The sequence below is a fragment of the Achromobacter xylosoxidans genome (genome assembly GCF_001457475.1).
Lineage (GTDB): Bacteria > Pseudomonadota > Gammaproteobacteria > Burkholderiales > Burkholderiaceae_B > Achromobacter > Achromobacter xylosoxidans.
This window is the reverse complement of the sequence record NZ_LN831029.1, coordinates 6,293,996-6,310,000: the sequence shown is the minus strand read 5'-3', so window position 1 is coordinate 6,310,000 and position 16,005 is coordinate 6,293,996. Positions and strand designations below refer to the sequence as shown.

General features: G+C 58.6%; 12 protein-coding genes. 6 read left to right on the top strand and 6 right to left on the bottom strand.

Annotated elements, in window-relative coordinates; all coding sequences use genetic code 11:
• The first annotated feature begins 45 nt into the window (after positions 1–45).
• The 4 genes from AT699_RS28435 (at position 46) to AT699_RS28420 (ending at position 5,537) form a co-directional block, all read left to right on the top strand.
• A complete protein-coding gene (locus AT699_RS28435; protein WP_006221942.1) occupies positions 46–1,326 on the top strand; it encodes an arsenic transporter in 1,281 nt (426 codons plus the stop codon).
• A gap of 345 nt (positions 1,327–1,671) precedes the next feature.
• On the top strand, positions 1,672–3,348 hold the full coding sequence (locus AT699_RS28430; RefSeq protein WP_223283291.1) for an ATP-dependent nuclease: 1,677 nt from the start codon (positions 1,672–1,674) through the stop codon (positions 3,346–3,348).
• Positions 3,345–4,877, top strand: coding sequence for a UvrD-helicase domain-containing protein (locus AT699_RS28425; RefSeq protein ID WP_006227973.1), 1,533 nt, complete (start codon positions 3,345–3,347; stop codon positions 4,875–4,877). The genes AT699_RS28430 and AT699_RS28425 overlap by 4 nt, the downstream gene beginning before the upstream one ends.
• Before the next feature lie 165 nt (positions 4,878–5,042).
• Positions 5,043–5,537: a hypothetical protein gene (locus tag AT699_RS28420; protein ID WP_006227972.1), complete on the top strand. Its 495-nt coding sequence runs from the start codon at positions 5,043–5,045 to the stop codon at positions 5,535–5,537.
• A gap of 235 nt (positions 5,538–5,772) precedes the next feature.
• Here AT699_RS28420 and AT699_RS28415 read toward each other — a convergent pair whose 3' ends face one another.
• Positions 5,773–6,321 (bottom strand): hypothetical protein, encoded by a 549-nt coding sequence (locus AT699_RS28415; RefSeq protein WP_054485450.1) that lies wholly within the window; start codon positions 6,319–6,321, stop codon positions 5,773–5,775.
• Positions 6,322–6,372: 51 nt separating this feature from the next.
• Positions 6,373–6,915, bottom strand: a complete 543-nt coding sequence (locus tag AT699_RS28410; protein ID WP_006227455.1) for a helix-turn-helix domain-containing protein — start codon at positions 6,913–6,915, stop codon at positions 6,373–6,375.
• Positions 6,916–7,693: 778 nt separating this feature from the next.
• Between AT699_RS28410 and AT699_RS28405 the strand changes: the two genes are divergently transcribed.
• Both AT699_RS28405 and AT699_RS31275 read left to right on the top strand, forming a co-directional pair.
• Complete coding sequence (locus tag AT699_RS28405; protein WP_006227456.1) at positions 7,694–9,028, top strand: DUF5623 domain-containing protein; 1,335 nt, start codon at positions 7,694–7,696, stop codon at positions 9,026–9,028.
• Positions 9,029–9,198: 170 nt separating this feature from the next.
• Positions 9,199–10,143, top strand: coding sequence for a glycosyltransferase family 9 protein (locus AT699_RS31275; protein ID WP_006227457.1), 945 nt, complete (start codon positions 9,199–9,201; stop codon positions 10,141–10,143).
• Between the two features lie 69 nt (positions 10,144–10,212).
• Here the strand turns inward: AT699_RS31275 and AT699_RS28395 are convergent, their stop codons facing one another.
• From AT699_RS28395 to AT699_RS28380, 4 genes are all read right to left on the bottom strand, one after another.
• On the bottom strand, positions 10,213–12,489 hold the full coding sequence (locus AT699_RS28395) for an SNF2-related protein (RefSeq protein WP_006227458.1): 2,277 nt from the start codon (positions 12,487–12,489) through the stop codon (positions 10,213–10,215).
• A 737-nt stretch (positions 12,490–13,226) separates the two neighbouring features.
• The gene (locus AT699_RS28390; RefSeq protein WP_006226471.1) at positions 13,227–13,670 is read right to left on the bottom strand and encodes a hypothetical protein; all 444 of its coding nucleotides are present in this window, start codon (positions 13,668–13,670) and stop codon (positions 13,227–13,229) included.
• Positions 13,671–13,912: 242 nt separating this feature from the next.
• Positions 13,913–15,016 (bottom strand): DUF6094 domain-containing protein, encoded by a 1,104-nt coding sequence (locus AT699_RS28385; RefSeq protein WP_006226470.1) that lies wholly within the window; start codon positions 15,014–15,016, stop codon positions 13,913–13,915.
• A gap of 72 nt (positions 15,017–15,088) precedes the next feature.
• Positions 15,089–15,715: a DUF3275 family protein gene (locus tag AT699_RS28380; protein ID WP_006226469.1), complete on the bottom strand. Its 627-nt coding sequence runs from the start codon at positions 15,713–15,715 to the stop codon at positions 15,089–15,091.
• Positions 15,716–16,005: the final 290 nt, after the last annotated feature.

The following is a 16,005-nucleotide window of genomic DNA, read 5'->3' as shown; positions in this document are numbered from 1 at the left end:
TTATCGCTTCAACCTTCAATCCACAAATAAAAAAGAGTTCGCCCAATGTTTGGTGCAATAGCAATTTTTGTTCTTACGCTCGTGCTCGTGATCTGGCAGCCCCGTGGCCTGGGGATCGGGTGGAGCGCCAGTTTGGGCGCCGTCCTTGCGCTTGTCGCCGGCGTGGTCCACGTCGGTGACATCCCGGTGGTGTGGAATATCGTCTGGAACGCCACCGCCACCTTTATCGCCGTCATCATCATCAGCCTGTTGCTCGATGAGGCGGGCTTTTTTGAATGGGCCGCCTTGCACGTGGCGCGATGGGGCAAGGGTAGCGGTCGGGCGCTGTTCGCGCTGATCGTGTTGCTGGGCGCGGCGGTCGCGGCGCTGTTTGCGAACGACGGCGCCGCGCTGATCCTGACGCCCATCGTCATGGCCATGTTGCTGGCACTGGGATTCAGCCCGGCCGCCACCTTGGCCTTCGTCATGGCGGCAGGTTTTATCGCGGACACCGCCAGCTTGCCATTGATTGTGTCCAATCTGGTCAATATCGTTTCCGCCGACTTCTTCGACATCGGCTTCAACCGTTATGCCGCGGTGATGGTGCCTGTCAATTTCGTTGCGGTGGCAGCGACCTTGGCGGTGCTGATGCTGTATTTTCGTAAGAGCATTCCCGCGCGATACGACGCGGGCCAGCTCAAGCCGCCTGCGGCAGCCATCCGCGACGCGGGCACTTTTCGTGCCGGCTGGGTCGTCCTGGTGTTGCTGCTGATCGGATTTTTCGGCCTGGAGCCGTTGGGCGTGCCCGTGAGCGCCGTGGCGGCAGTCGGGGCGGCAATCCTGCTGCTGGTTGCAGGACGCGGCCATATCATCAGCACGCGCAAGGTCATACGCGAAGCGCCGTGGCAGATCGTGATCTTCTCGTTGGGGATGTACCTGGTCGTTTACGGCCTGCGCAACGCCGGCCTGACCCAATACCTGGCTGATCTGCTGAGCGGGATCGCGGAGCAGGGGATCTGGACGGCCACGATCGGTACGGGCCTGGTGGCGGCATTCCTGTCGTCCATCATGAACAACATGCCGACGGTGCTGGTAGGCGCCTTGTCGATCGACGCCAGCCAGGCCAGCGGCGTCGTCAAGGAAGCGATGGTCTACGCCAATGTGATCGGTAGCGATCTGGGGCCGAAGATCACCCCGATCGGGAGCCTGGCGACGTTGCTTTGGCTGCATGTATTGGAGCGCAAAGGCACCGTGATCTCGTGGGGCTATTACTTCAAGGTTGGCATTGTGCTGACGCTGCCGGTGCTTCTGGTGACGCTGGCTGCCTTGGCAATCAGGCTAGGGTAGCGAGGGCGAGGGTGCTCATATCTCAGACAAAGACCGCTTCTGGCCGAAAGCGGTCTTCGGTTTTTCTTGTCGCGACGGCGGCTCATACGAATACTGTTTATTGAGTTGAGTGCTGCTAAGCTACGTGCGTTTAGCATTTTGTTGCAGTTGCGGAATGAGCGTGATCGTAAACCTGTGAGGGTATTCGAAGCTCGCATTCCATGAATGAGGTGAGAGAGTGGCTTGCCGGCTTAGCTCTTATTGCCCGCAATTGATAATGACATGGCCCACACAGCACATATTCGTAAACTAACTATTCAACGCTTCAGGGGCATCCACTCCCTAACATGGCTGCCTGCGGAAGGAATGAACGTCATCCTGGGTGGGGGTGACGTCGGAAAAACGACCATCCTCGAAGCGATTGCATTGCTGCTTTCACCGTCGAACACTGCGGTCCTCTCTGAGGCCGATTACTGGGCGCGCGACAACGCGCAGGAGTTCGTCATCGAAGCCGTCATGACCCTACCCGATACGACCGGGATCGGCTCGCAGAGCACTTTCGCCTGGCCGTGGGCGTGGGACGGGCAGAATGCGATACCTCCGTCAGCCGACGAAGAAGGAGACCTTGCCGCGCCCGGCGAGCCGGTATATCGCGTTCGGGTACGGGGTACCGCGGAATTGGAACTCGCGTGGGAGGTCATGCAACCCAACGAAGAATTGGCCCATTTTTCGTCAGCCGTTCGCCGGCGTATCGGCTCGGTTCGAATGAGTGCTGATGAGCGCAATGATCGCGATCTGCGGCTTGTCTATGGCTCGGCGCTGGATCGGTTGTTGGCCGATAGCGCATTGCGGGCCCGCATCGGCAAGGAGGTAGCAGGGCTCGATTTGCACGATTCGCTCAATGACAAGGGTAAGAAGGCGATCGAATCGCTGGATGCGCGTATGGCCGGTGCCGCGCTTCCCAGCAATTTGAAACTCGGTCTCACGACCAGCCAGGGGTTGTCCATCGGCGCGCTCATCGGACTAGTGGCGACCGAGAATGACGTGGCGTTGCCTCTGAGTAGTTGGGGGGCTGGCACCAGACGTATGTCCGCGCTCGAAATCGCATCGTCAACGGACAAGGAAGCTAGCATTACGCTCATCGATGAGATCGAGCGCGGGCTTGAGCCGTACCGTCTGCGCAAGCTCATCAAGATCCTGGCCGGCCAACACGGGCAGATTTTCCTCACGACGCATAGCCCTATCGCCATTTCGTGTGCCGAGGACGCGCACCTCTGGTATCTGGACAGCGCGGGCTCCATCGGTGCGCTGCCTCGGGACAAGATCGGGCCGCAGCAGAAGCGCGATCCTGAAACATTCCTGGCGCGTGTGGCCGTCATCGCAGAAGGACCCACCGAAGTCGGCTTTTTGCAGTATCTATTAGAGAGGGCCTTTAAGGGCAACCCGCTTGATTACGGGGTGCGAGTCTGCGATGGTCAGGGAAACGGTGCGACCTTGGATCTGTTGGAGACGCTCGCGTCTTCCGGTTTGCTATTTGCCGGCCTGGCTGACGACGAAGGTACCGCACCAGAGCGGTGGAAGAAGCTGAAGGACAAGCTCAAAGGACGATTGCACCAGTGGCCCAAGGGCTGCACCGAGGACCATGTGATCGGGGCCGTCCCTGAAGAAAATCTCCTCGCACTGCTGAGGGATGCAGAAGGCGAGGTGGATGGCTATCGACTCCGGACTTTGGCGGAGCGCCTCGGACTTCAAGACAAGAGCGTGGAGACGATAGATGCGGCGCTGAAAGCATCGGGAAAGACGTGGCGTACTTTGATAATAGCGGCCGCCAGCGGCAGTAAGGATGGTGCGCCTGCAGGTCAAGAAAAGGCTTGGAAGAAGCACTCCCAGCAATGGTTCAAGTCCACTGTCGGTGGCCAAGAGTTGGCCCAAAAAATGGTCGCGTTAGGCGCTTGGAAGAAAATAGAGCCGCAATTGCTTCCATTGATCAACGCGGTATTGACAGCCGTGGGTCACAAGGCTCTGCAAGAGCTCGATCTATGAGCGACCACGCCGTTGCCAATCTTCTCCGCTCACCCGAGCGGCTGGTGATCATTGAAGCTGCGGCGGGCTGCGGCAAGACATACCAAGCCGCCGCGTACGCGCAGGAGGTGGTTGGGGCGATCGGTGATGGCCGCTTGCTCATCCTGACGCACACCCACGCCGCGTGCTCTGTCTTCGCAGAACGCACGAAGAAGGCAGGGGCGCGCGTCGAGATCAAGACCATCGATGCCTTGATAGCGCAGATCGCACTGGCTTACCATGAGCCACTTGGTCTTCCACGCGATCTGACCTCCTGGGCTTGGCAGGACGGCGGGCGAGGCTTTGAAATCATGGCAACCAAGGTCGCAGGATTTCTGCGGCATCAGCCAATGGTGGCTCGTGCACTGGCCCAACGCTATCCAGTCATCGTGTGCGATGAGCACCAGGACACGAGTGTCGATCAGCACAGTGTTGTCATGTCCTTGCTGTCTGCTGGAGCAGTTGTCCGGATCTTTGGTGATCCCATGCAGCGGATTTACGGCGCCAAGACCGACAAAGCCGCGCGCGAGGATCGTGCCCGCTGGGACGCTTTGAAGGCGCAGGGAGCAGGCGAGAAGCTGATCACGCCCCACCGCTGGCAGACCGGTTGTCCTCTGTTGGGGGCTTGGGTCATCGAGGCGCGGGAGAGCTTGGAACGCGGAATTCCAATAGACCTGACTGGAGCGCTGCCTCCATCAGTTAGGGTGCTTGTCGGAAACAACACGGCTCAGATGCGTACGGGCTACAAACTGTCCAAGGAGCATAGAGCACCGATCGACAAGGTGCTGAAAAGCAGCTCACAGCTTATGATTCTCGCATCGCAGAACGACTTGGTGTCGGCACTTCGGGCGTTCTGGTTTCGTACAGTACCAATTTGGGAAGGTCATACGCGTAATGCGCTAGGGGCGCTCGTACAGACACTGCGCGCAGGTCATGGTGATCCGGAAGCACTGGCGCAGGGTGTCATCACTTTCATGGGCAGCGTCGCAGCGGGATTCAGCTCGTCCAGCCACGGTGACCGACTTTTGCAGGAAGTTCGCACCGGCGCGGCGCGCTCCACCACCGGAAAGCCGGCCAACATCCAAGCGGTCGCACGATGTCTCCTGAATAGTCCCTCACATACGGGCGTGTCGAACGCGCTCGCAAAAATTGCTGCGCTGGTGAAGGAAAACGCCGCAGGCTTTGACACAGTGAAGATTGATCACTGGTCCGAACTGCGGGATGCCGTGCGCATTGGTCAGTTTGCAGATCCGGACGAAGGATTTGCGGAGGTGTCGCGTATGCGCTCCCATTCCCATCCGTCATTACCCCCAAAGGTGCTCAGCAGCATTCACAAGGCGAAGGGCCTGGAGTGCGACCACGCGATGCTGATGGCCTGCGACAAGGGGCAGTTCACATCGACCCTGTACGCCAAGTCCAAGATGTATGTAGCCTTTAGCAGGGCGAAAAAGTCACTAACCTTAGTGGTTTCGACATCCAATCCGAGTCCCCTTTTCAAGCTCCGTTGGTGAATTAGCCCCAATTACCGGCTGTCCGCGTACCTGAACTAGCGGGCGTGAGTGGCAGGCGGGTCAAGGTTGTCCTTTAATTTCCCATGAATCTTGCCGTTGTTCCTTCAGGGCGCGCGCATGGTCCGGCGTGTCTCCGATAGGAGCAGGATATAGGGAGATGTAGGGATGGACGGAAATTCGCAGTTTCAGGGCATCGACAAGGAGTATCCCAGGTTCCAATACCCCGGCCTGATGTCTGTTGGCACGTGCTTTTTGCGTGCCAGGGTGCGACATGACAGCCTGGTAATCGTCTGTGCGCAGCTTTACGACTATCACGGGACATCGGTGACGAATGCCATCGAAGAGGTGCGCGAAGCAGCTATCGTGCAGTTGCACGACGACGTCGGGCTGCAGCACCTCATGCCCGCAAGGAAGTGGTGGCAACGCAAGCCTGTTCGAGAGGAAGTGCTTGCCAATGCGGCTGCCCTGAGCACGATCATCGAGCATTGGCCAAAAGGGCGGGGCCTCGCGCCCGCCGGGTCTTTTGCGATCGTCGAATTTGACGACGCAGGAAAGCCGGAATGGGATTATCGGCCCCAAGCGATGGCGGCGCGGGCATGCGCGGTAGAGGAGGAATTTTTGACGGTGGATCCTGAGAGGCTGTATTTCCGCCAATGTTGATACTGGTTACATATACAGTGATACGTACAGAGGCAAATTCTTCGTCGTACCCGGTCTGGCTGGGAAGGATGGGTTGCGCGATGCTCAAATTTGAGCAACAATAGCCCTAACGCAATAGCTGGTGAGCCTTCGGGCAAAAGCGTTGACTGCCGCGCAAGCGGTTCCGCCAAAAGCGGAGGCAACAGAACGCCAGACTACGGGGCCCCTTCGGGGGCCTTCGCTTTTTCCGGTCATACTATTTTCGAGGCGGGCGCGGCTTGATTCCGTCAAGCGTCAGTTCGATCAAACGCGTGAACTTGATGGAGCCGTGGATTGGCGGCTGTTTTCCCGCGTCCAGCTCGTAGGCGCTCTGGATGGTCAGGAGCACTGCGAGACCGTCGGCGTCCTTGATTCTCCGCACGTTGAAGAAGACACCATAGCTTCCGGTAGAGCCTTCGGCGGTCTCCACGTCGATGGTGACGTAGTTCTCATGCTTGGCATAGCCGCATTTGCGTTTGGCCAGCTCGCGAACAATGAGCGGTAAGCGCGGGGACAAAGCATAGCGGTCATGGCAAAACCTGCGGACCTCGCGCTCATCCTGGTACAGATCCGGGGCATGCTCGGTAACCTCATTTCCGTGCGTGAAGCAGTGCATCGCGAAAGCTACACGGATTTCTACCGTCCGGCCGTCAGTCGTTTCCAACTGGTATCGGAAAGGATGCAAGTGGTTGAGCGGAAAGGACCGGCCTTCGGCGTCAACATATGGTGCCCAGCGCATCATTCCTTCGTTCCAGTTGGCCCCCATTTTTCTTTCCGTGTTTTGAGTTGTGCGAGGCGGCGAGTATGCCTCATCTGGTCACATTTTCTGGTTAGACGCGCTTGCAGTGGTATGTGTGCGCTGTTCCACATGGACGGCGTTCCGCTTAGCGAAGGTGATGCGTTCGCCGATGTAGAAGCCACCGAATTCTTGGCCTGCTTCGGGGTGCCCTGGGAATCCGATAACAAAGCCGCCATACGACTCCTCGTCGATCAGGCCGTCATGCACGCGGTCCAGCCACACTCGGGCTTGGATCATCGGGCCAACGACAGGCTGTAGGTGGACGAAATCACCTTGCTCAATGGTGTCCCGTATCGTGTCGCTGTCGAGATCCCAAGATCGGGTGGCGCCATCTTCCGGGACGAGGAAGTCCGAGGGCAAACGGTGGCCACACATCTGTAAAAAGCGCCACGTTGCCGGCGGCATCGACTGCTCACCTGCCTCCCAACGTTGCACTTGGCGTAGGCCAACGCCAAGAATGGCCGCCGTTTGCGCTTGCGTGCGGCGAGTTTTCCCCCGCAATTTCTTGAGGTCTTCCGACGTGGGCCTCATGGTGTCCGCCAGGCTGAGATTCTGGTTCATGTCTTGCTCCGATCGGATGCGTCTAATAGACGCGACTTAGAGCCGTAATTTCACTATAGCGACTAATAGACGTAAGGGCAAGTCGGTGTCGAGTCACCGCCAAAGCTGTGGCCGCTGCCGTGCAGGCCCGTCAAGAGAGGGCGCAGCTCTAGCTAGCGGGATAGGACGACATAGGTTTACTGTGCAAACATACAGTATTCGCCTATGCCGTTCAGATCTCCTTTATCCCTCGCTGAGCTCCGCGCTATTCAGGACCGTCATCGTGGCTCTGATGGCAAGATCTCCGACGCAGACGTGCTCGCCCTGCTGCTGGAGGTCAAGCGGTACCGCTCGTTTGTGCTGCGAACGAAGCAGTTGTCGAGCGAGGTTCAAACGCCCTTCCGGCGTTCTAGCCCCTGTCTACGATGAATGGTGGGAAGCGCTCGCGGCGGAACCTTGCGTGGCTGAACAGGAGCTGATGGTTCGTGAACTGCTGGAGGGGCCCGGTAAGCTACGCAAAGGCATGGCGCCACGGTAGGCGGCAAGTGTGGAACTCCACACAGGAACGGAGCTGATTCTACCGGTTGGCCGACAGGTGCCCCGTCCCAGCGCACCCGCTGCCAGGCCTGATTGACTTCAACGATTCGTGAGGAGTAAAGTCGATCTGCGCTGGCACGCGCAGGACGCCGTCTTCCGAAGCTCCTAGAGCAGTGCTTTGATCTTCTATTGGCCGATGCCTTCCTTCCGGCCTTTCAGAGCGACGGTGACTCTGTAAACGGGGCCTTAAGGATCGAAGCGCATGAATACCGCCAGCATTAAGCCGCTCTCAGTGAACGGCATCAAGCAGCTCGCCAAGAAAATTAGCCGCGAGCAAAACATCACCCACACAGACGCTCTCAATCTTGCCAGTCGCCAGGCTGGCTACGAGAACTTCGTGCACGCGAAGCGCCAGCTTCCCGTCGCAAGTGCACCGCGCGGGTTTCCCGTCTACATCTCCGTGCACTGGTTCACCCGGCGTCCGCGCAAGGACGATCAGACGCCCAATGGGCTGAGGCATGGCCGAGAACTGCTATGTGTGCACCTCTCTCGTCCATTGCCCGAAATCGTGGCCAAGCACCGCGTCGGCCACGCGCGTGGGCTCTACGGCTTCCGGATGGAATACGTCGATCATCTGGAACACCGGACCAATGTGGACAACCAAGAGGCGGCTCGGGACCTTCTACTGAAGGCGGAGCGCAGCTTGCGCTTCATGGAAGCGACAGGCCTGCAACCAGTATCGACCAAGAAGTTCGACGCCATCGCTAGCGTGCTGAACGGCATGCCCGGCAGAGACCATAACTCGGACTGGTTCGACCCTGTGAGCGGGAGCTATGTGTGCCTGGACGAGCCGTATGCGGCTGAGGTCAAGCGCATGGAGGCCAAGCGCGCCCACTGGCTGCAGAGTAATGGCTGCAAAATGGTGGTGCCCAAGTGGGAGGGCATCTACTACGCCGGCGAGTGCATTCCTCTCCTGATTGGCCTGGACGGCGCCCTGCTGCAGCGTGTTGCTGACGCGTTGGCCAATCTGCGCCCCGTCGTGGAGCCCCACCCGTGGCCACACGAGACGGGCAGGTGCAATGACGATTTTGTCAGTCCTCAACGCGAAGCGGATGCAAAGCCGCGCCGGCGGCGGCCGGGGCCGTCTTACGGCGAATACAACGGCGCGGTGCCGTATGGTGGCCAAACCGGTATCCCGTCGCGCTGGCGCCCGGCCAAAGCGATGCCAATTGAGCTACATCTACAACTTGCCCCTCTAATGCGAGGCCTGTCGGCCATCGGGTTTTCCAGCCGAGTCCACTCGAAGCTGGGCGCTGCCCGTTCCGAATTGGACAATTGGTGGCCATTGGAACACCGGGATGAGCAGGGGCGGGCCTTGGACGATATCTACTATGGAGGGCCGATCGCAGTGTGCGGCGATTCGGACATGGAGCGCCTGGCGATGCTCACCGAAGCGCGTTCCATCGTCGTGCGCGGCTACGACGACTGCAAGCCGCGGCGCACACTGCTCGCGGCTTTTGACGCGGGCATCGCTGAGCTGCAGAAGGTTGAGCGCATCCGCGCGGCGGCGAGCCCAGGCGCTAGCGCTGCGATCTGACGTCTCGCGACAAGCGCGCTCGCTGCAAACAGCCCCCGAAAGGGGGCTTTTTGTTGGCAGCGCTTCGCGCCAGCACAGCCTATAGGCCACGGTGCAGCCTCGTGATAAATTGCCGGCGTCGTGCCGAAAACGACCATAAATCCCCGCCTACTTGTTTAGGTGTCCGGTTTATGTCTGATGTTGTGGTTTTTGTCAGGAGCCAGCCGAGGTTCGGCGATCAAATCGTAGCTTTTCCAGCGCTAAGCCTTCTGAAGAAATTTTGGCGTGAAAAGCGCGTCCGTGTAGTGTCCCGGTACGCAGTTGGCCACTTTTACACGAGCCTGCCGTGGGTGGACGAATTCGTCCAAGCGGATGCGTTCGCGGCGCAAGTGCGCGCGCTGCCACGCCGAGCTCACGCTTCCTTAAGTCTTCACCATTCTAGCGAGCGCTACTCGCTGATTAACCTTATTCGGCGGCCAGCGCTGCGCATGGGATTCGAGAATGGCCGGCTGGGCGATCGCGTATGGACCCACAGTCATCGAAAAGACATCAATGAGTACATTGGGCTTGCAAATCTGCGCCTGCTCGCGACGCATCAGGGGCATGAGCCTGAGCGAACTGCGCGTCAGGCATTTCTGGAGATCTCCAAGCCGCACGTCGGGAAGGTCACACCGGCCGATATCGTTTTCATACCGGGCGGTGGCGCCGGAGATTTCAAGCGATGGGCGTTGGACCACTACGTGGCGCTCTCGGATCTTCTTCAAAACCATTTCGCCGGATCTGCAGGGTTCACCTTCGTTCTGGGTCCCGACGAAGGAAGAATGCGGGAGCACATTGCATACCTAGGCCGAAGCGACTTCAAGATTGAGTTCTGTCGGCCGCCAGCAGAGCTCGCCGCGCTCATGCGCAATGCCCGCCTGGTCGTATCGAATGATTGTGGTCCGTCGCATATCGCCCAAGGCCTGTGCGTTCCATATGTCGGAATCTTCAATGAGCCGAATCCAGAATGGTTCTGGGCGCGAAGGTACACGCGGGATGTGGTTCCGGACAACGGAACGGACGAAATCAACTCTATCGAGCCGGCGCGAGTTCTAAGGGCGTGTCTGGACGTCCTTGGCGAGCGGCGGCGCGCGTAGCGCTACATCTTGCAAAAAAAAAGGCCACCCCGGGTGTGGGGTAGCCTGTCCTGAGAGAAAGCACCGAAGTCAGTTAACCAACTGCTTCGCAAGGGCGACTTCAATGCTGTCACCCCCCTGATTCAGGATATCGAGCCCTGAGTCGGGCATATCGCCAGATGTGGATTGAGAGACTGCAATCTTCTGAGCCATGAGCTGCAGGCAGCGCATCTGGGCGGTGCCCTGATAGCCAAGAAAATCCACGTCCACGTCTCGCGTCTGCCCGATCCGCCAACTACGCCTTGCGGCCTGCTGCAGTGTGTAGACGTTGTAGCCGGTCTGCATGAACAAGATGGTCGGAAACTCCAACATATCCAGGCCTGTCTTGACCAACTCCGGGTTGCAGATCAACGCATCGATCCCTCGGTCGACTTGCTCCATTACCCAGTCCTCCCGCTTTTCCGCGGCCACACTGGAACGAAGCACGGCACTGCGCACGCCGGCCTGGTCAAAGAGTGCCTTTAGCCTGGCCGATGTGTCGCGTGTGCCCGTGTACGTCGTGTAAACGAGCGTACGACGGCCTTTTGCAGTCTCCCGTCGCACGCGCTCCAGCAATGCGTTCTCTTTAGGCGACGCATCCTGGTTGCCGTACAGCGCTGGAAGGCTAGCAAGCAGCGACTTGGTATGAGGATGCCGAACCGTCTCAGCCCGAAAGCAGCATTCTGGCCAAGCGAGAAGTGCATTCAGAACAACTCCCATGAGCGACTTGTCACCAGCACGCAGTGCCCGCCGCAACTCGTCAACCAGCGTGCGCTCCAGATAGTGATACGCCGCCTCCATGTCGGGCGACATAGCGACTTCCACCATGCTCTCGCGATAGGGCGGCAGCACGTCCTGACCGAGCTGAGACAGCTTCAAGAACGCCGTGTATGGGACCACATACCGCATGATCCCCTTCGGACCAAAGCCCGGACCTTTGACGGTGGAGATGGTCCTCTTATCCCCCTTTGCCGTTCGATGAGATCCCGAGTTCGATTCCTTGTGGATGTCGATGAGGACGCCGTGTTCACGCATGAATGCCATCGTCGCAGATGCCATCGACCCCTTTGAGTTGAAGTTATACCCGTCCTCTATCATCATCCGCGGGTGGAGGCGATAGAGGAGATGGTATAGGTCGTCCGCGTAGCCTCCCATCAGCGTTCCGGTCAATGCCAACGCCTTTGAGCACTTGCGCGCGAGCACGCCCATCGCCTGGCCTTGAGCCGAACCTTCGTTCTTGTACTCGTGACCCTCGTCTGCAATGAGCAAGCCAAAGTAGCCTTGCGGAAGATACCGTTTGATGAACTCAGTCGGTTGGAATCCGCCTTGTCCGAAAGACACTTCGGTATAGGCGAGTGCCCGTTCCATGCGCTTGGCCTGGCGATCTGAAAAGACTAAGTCGCCTTCATCGTCCATCAAGTTGATGAACTCGTAGACGTTGTCCTGCAGCATGTCGCCGAGCATTTCCTCGCCGAAGCGAGAAAGCAAGCCGTCCGCAGTGCGGGGGCCTACCGTGGGCATTTGAACGAGTGCATTTTTGACCATGTCCCGGTAGCTCATGGGCGTCGCACGCTTCGGAACGAGCGTCCAAAGGCGCTCGCCGCAATTGCACGCGGTGCGCCGCTCGTTCAAGGCCGCCGTAGCCAGCGTCGGTGTGAGCGGTACACCATCCTCGTCGCACACGAACTGACCGCATCGGGGGCAGCAAGCGGCACTTCTGCAAACGCGACCGAGTTCCGAGTCGAAGAGGACCGGCCGTGTTGCGAAGGCAGGGCGCCAATCGAACCCCATCCGCATCCGAACGCGGCCCAAGATGAAGAACTGCGGTGCAGCAGGTCGACCTCGCATGGTCCTGAGCTGAAGCAGCTTCCGAAGCGTGTCTGGACCGTTGAGGATCCAGACTTGTGCGTTCGGTACCGTTGCACGAATCTCCCGCCGCCATTTGTAGACCAAATGAGGCGGTGCAAGTACTAAAGTTCTCGGGAAACCGGCGTGATGGAGGAGCGTGGCCACGAGAATGCCCATAAGAGTCTTTCCCGTGCCCATTTCAGCGTTGATGACGCCGGCTGGCGCATGCTGCGTCAGCAGCGTGGTCAAGGCGTGCACGACGCGCCGTTGAGCCGGGAACGGTGTGCGAGAGAGAGAGTCTATGATCCCGTCCCAGTCGGGGCGGTGGGCTTCGTCAAATATAGGGGGGTTCTGCGCTCGGACGGCCTGCAACAGGCCAGCGCCAAATTTGCTGATGAACTCCGGAAGGGGGATGTGATCGGTTTCATCAAGCTGGGCTTCTTCCAATGCGACAACTTCGTCGTCAACGATCGCGTTCATAATGGTGCTCCAAGAAAAGGGGATTGAGAGACACCAACTCCCCTTCCGGGATGGTGTCCCGGAAGGGAAGAGAAGACGCTGTTAAGCGCTAGGGTGAAGTGTCAGATGTCCATTGCGGACGTAAGAAGAAATTCGCCTCGAAAAGTCCGTGGGAAGACGTACGAAAGTGGGACTAATCCTCCCGACAGGCCGGCAGGCCTCATCATTCAAGTCGGCCAGTAGGTCTGTGCTTAGTTCTCCTAAAAGGAAGTCCCGCCAGTGATCCAAAAGTGGGACGTCAGAGACCTGCTTGATCAGGTCCCATACCAGGTCTGCAGCAGCGCCCGGTGGCTCGTCGCCACCAACGTCGCGTAGCACCCAGCCACTACGCGTAGCTCGGGACGGCTTCAACAATGCGGGGTCATAGATCCAGCAGTGCAGGAGCCCGCCGAAGAGAGTTTGCTTAGGCAGTCTGCCCGAATGCTTTTCGAGCCGCTTCACATCTCCGACAGAGACTACGGTTTCAACGGCTGATGAGGTCGTCATCAGTGTCAATTGACGCAGGCCTCCCTCTTGAACGCCAAGTTGCAGCGATGCGAAGAGCTGCTGCGCGGACCCATCACGGCCATAGAACGACAGAAAAGCAAGGTCTCCGTTAGGAAACCTCACGCAGGCGTCTACAAATAGATCTTGCAGTTCGCGAATGCGGAACATCATAGATGCGCTCCAGAATTTAGATCAATCGCAACGGGTCACAGTTAGGATGCGAGCTCGATAGAAGCCAAGTACGGCAACAGCTCGCGAATCTGCTGAATCGAGCGTGCAGACAGCCTTACCTCAAGCAGGCGGTCGAGATCGACGACTTGCTCGGTTAATGAAGGTGCGGCATCAGAAACCATGCGGCAGAACTGAAGAAGGCTTCGGGCCCTCGAATGGAGCTCAAATTCCTGAACGCTTGCGCCCGGAGACGGAAGCGGGGCGCTTCCCAAATAGGTAACGTATCGGTTCACGCATTCCCCATCCTCATGGAAGTCATCATGAAGGAGTTTTTGCGGGGAATCTTCTGCCCATAGTGTGGCATTCCCGAAAGCCGCTTCGGCTTGCTGCAATGCGGCTAGATCGTTCGGCGCTTCTACGCCGACCTTTATGAGATGCCGATACGCGACTTCGAAAGTTACGATGAAATTTGAGGGCGTTGTCATTGGTCATATCCAAGCGACAGCGGGCACCCTGCGGGAGGTTGCCCGCAAGGGTTAAGAAAACACTCCAGGTCTGGAGGACCTTGGCCTGGGCAAAAGCCCATGGAGCCGAACCAAAAGGATGCCGGTTACGCCGGCGGCGGCCCAGTAACGCTGGGCTTCGTGGAACGCTGGCCTAAGTGCATGGAGATACGCTTAGGGCAGCGCCCTCGCGAACGCGAGGGGCTGTTTCAATAAGGCTTGAGTCACCGGATGTTGACCAGACGGCCCAAGCGCGCTCCTGGCGTGAAGTCGATTCCGACGATGGTCGGTACGAACTTGTCGCGCATCACGATCGTGGTGCGAACATCGCCATTGCTGGCTTCTTCAAGCTGAACTTCCTGGACTTTGACCTTGATCGTGTCTCCCCGGATAAGCAGCTTGGTCCCGTCGTCGCCCTCCACTACGCCACTTATCTGTCCGGCCGCGAGCGCAAGCGCAAGATGCCAGTCAGAGAGGTTGCAGAGCGGGCGTCGATGAGTGACTTCACCGGTCGAAAAGAAGCGTCCGAGCTGCGGCCATAAAGTCGAAGGTGCTATGCGTTGAAGCTCGTCACGTAACTGTTCGGCGTCGATTTTCGTGGACAGAAATGCGAGCTGACCGGCAACGTGCGGCACAAGATAGGGTGCAGTGGTCCATTCAGCGGGTAGCTCGGACGGAAGTGCTCCTTGCCCAATTTCGACCAACCTTTTCACAACATTGGGGTCAGGTGAGTCGGAACGCCTCTTTACACCGAAGACGACAAGCTGCCGAAACTCCTGCTCAGGCGCCAAGTGGGCCCGCACCCCTTCAAAGTTCCGGGAGATCATGGTCGCAAATTGCTTGTCCATCACATAGTGTGGGACGATCAAGACCAGCACGCCGCCGAAAGCGAGCGATGGCACCGCGGCCTGGTAGAAGACCTTTTCCAAGCGGTCATAGTGCCGGTCGCCAGTGTGCCCCTTGTCGGCCACCACGGCTCCATAAGGGGGATTTAAGAACAGGAGGCTCATAGACCGCGCTGATACAAACACATCGTGGACATCAGCGTGAAGTGCTGACGAGAGGAGCTCCTTTGCGTGCCAGGCGCGGCTCCGGTCAAATTCGACGCCATACGTCACTGTGGACTTTGAGGCATGAAACGCGTCCAGAGCGGAAGCCACCCAGTTAAGGGCGCTTCCTTCTCCGCAGCAGGGGTCATAGAGCCTTGCCCCCGCATCAGGATCGAGCAGCTCAAGGGCGGAGCAAACTCGCTTCAGTGTCTCCTCGTCGGTTGGAAAATAGCCGTTGCGAATGAAGTTCTGCGCGAGCCTAGGAAAGATAAGTGCCATGGGGTTCTGCCTGTAGTGGAGGTTTGAAGCGCGGGCCGGCTGAAGCCGGACCTGCGCATCGAGGGATTGGTGTTATTTGACGTGCCAGGTTTGAGATGCAGCACGGAAGCTGTAGTTGAGTCGCTTCCCGAGCCAATCGCGCTGCGACCGGAACAGCGCGCGGTCGACCGACGGATCTAGCTTTACTGGCTGCCGGGCTTTGATCAGCTCCGTAAGCTCAGCGCCGAAGACTTCCAAGAGCTCGCTGTCCTCGAAGGGCACGCTTGACGCCGTGGGCTGCTCGGCGGTCGCAAGTGGAGCGCTCGCTGCGGGAGGAGGAGGGGCCTCTTCCGCCGACAAGACCTTTGGAGTTGCGGCCTCGCTCTGCGTAGCGATCGATGGGGAACTGCGTTCTTCATCCGCTGGATCGGGCTCGGTCGCCTGAGTGGCAATCTCCGAGTCGCCAGGGTCGTCGCTGTCTAGCATCACGTCCGCGAGCATGGCGCGAATCTCAATTGTGATCTTCCCGTACCACGTGTATGAGTGCGGATAGATCTTCGAGATTAGAAACTCGCCGGGGTAGGAGCCCGACTGAAACTGCTCCAAGATCTTGTCCTTGATTTTGAATTCACCGATTGCGGTTTGCAGCTCACCGACATTGAAGTCGCCGTTGCCGCCTCGAATCGTCTTGACCTCCAGCGTGCCGGGGATCTTGATCATGGTGTTGCTCCAGAAAAAAAAGCGGCCCCTTAGGGGCCAAGATGAATGAGAGGGGCTGCGCGGGAATGCAAACCCGCGCGAGGGATGGACTGGATTGCGTCAGGCCCTACGAATTCGCGGTTCCTGTGGCAGTTTCCAGAATTTTTACGTCACTTCCGAAGATGCGTCGGGGTTGAGGTGCTGCTCAAGTTTCGTTTTGATTTCTTGCGCAACACCTCTCCATGAATGGGGGTGGATGAGATGATTCTCAGGCCAGTTTTGGAGATCTTCGTCGCTGAACTTCGCGACGC

Bases quoted from the DNA above. Each gene is read 5' to 3' on its own strand.
- AT699_RS28435 (WP_006221942.1), top strand. From the start codon at position 46: ATGTTTGGTGCAATAGCAATTTTTGTTCTTACGCTCGTGCTCGTGATC.
- AT699_RS28430 (WP_223283291.1), top strand. From the start codon at position 1,672: ATGAACGTCATCCTGGGTGGGGGTGACGTCGGAAAAACGACCATCCTC.
- AT699_RS28425 (WP_006227973.1), top strand. From the start codon at position 3,345: ATGAGCGACCACGCCGTTGCCAATCTTCTCCGCTCACCCGAGCGGCTG.
- AT699_RS28420 (WP_006227972.1), top strand. From the start codon at position 5,043: ATGGACGGAAATTCGCAGTTTCAGGGCATCGACAAGGAGTATCCCAGG.
- AT699_RS28415 (WP_054485450.1), bottom strand. From the start codon at position 6,321: ATGGGGGCCAACTGGAACGAAGGAATGATGCGCTGGGCACCATATGTT.
- AT699_RS28410 (WP_006227455.1), bottom strand. From the start codon at position 6,915: ATGAACCAGAATCTCAGCCTGGCGGACACCATGAGGCCCACGTCGGAA.
- AT699_RS28405 (WP_006227456.1), top strand. From the start codon at position 7,694: ATGAATACCGCCAGCATTAAGCCGCTCTCAGTGAACGGCATCAAGCAG.
- AT699_RS31275 (WP_006227457.1), top strand. From the start codon at position 9,199: ATGTCTGATGTTGTGGTTTTTGTCAGGAGCCAGCCGAGGTTCGGCGAT.
- AT699_RS28395 (WP_006227458.1), bottom strand. From the start codon at position 12,489: ATGAACGCGATCGTTGACGACGAAGTTGTCGCATTGGAAGAAGCCCAG.
- AT699_RS28390 (WP_006226471.1), bottom strand. From the start codon at position 13,670: ATGACAACGCCCTCAAATTTCATCGTAACTTTCGAAGTCGCGTATCGG.
- AT699_RS28385 (WP_006226470.1), bottom strand. From the start codon at position 15,016: ATGGCACTTATCTTTCCTAGGCTCGCGCAGAACTTCATTCGCAACGGC.
- AT699_RS28380 (WP_006226469.1), bottom strand. From the start codon at position 15,715: ATGATCAAGATCCCCGGCACGCTGGAGGTCAAGACGATTCGAGGCGGC.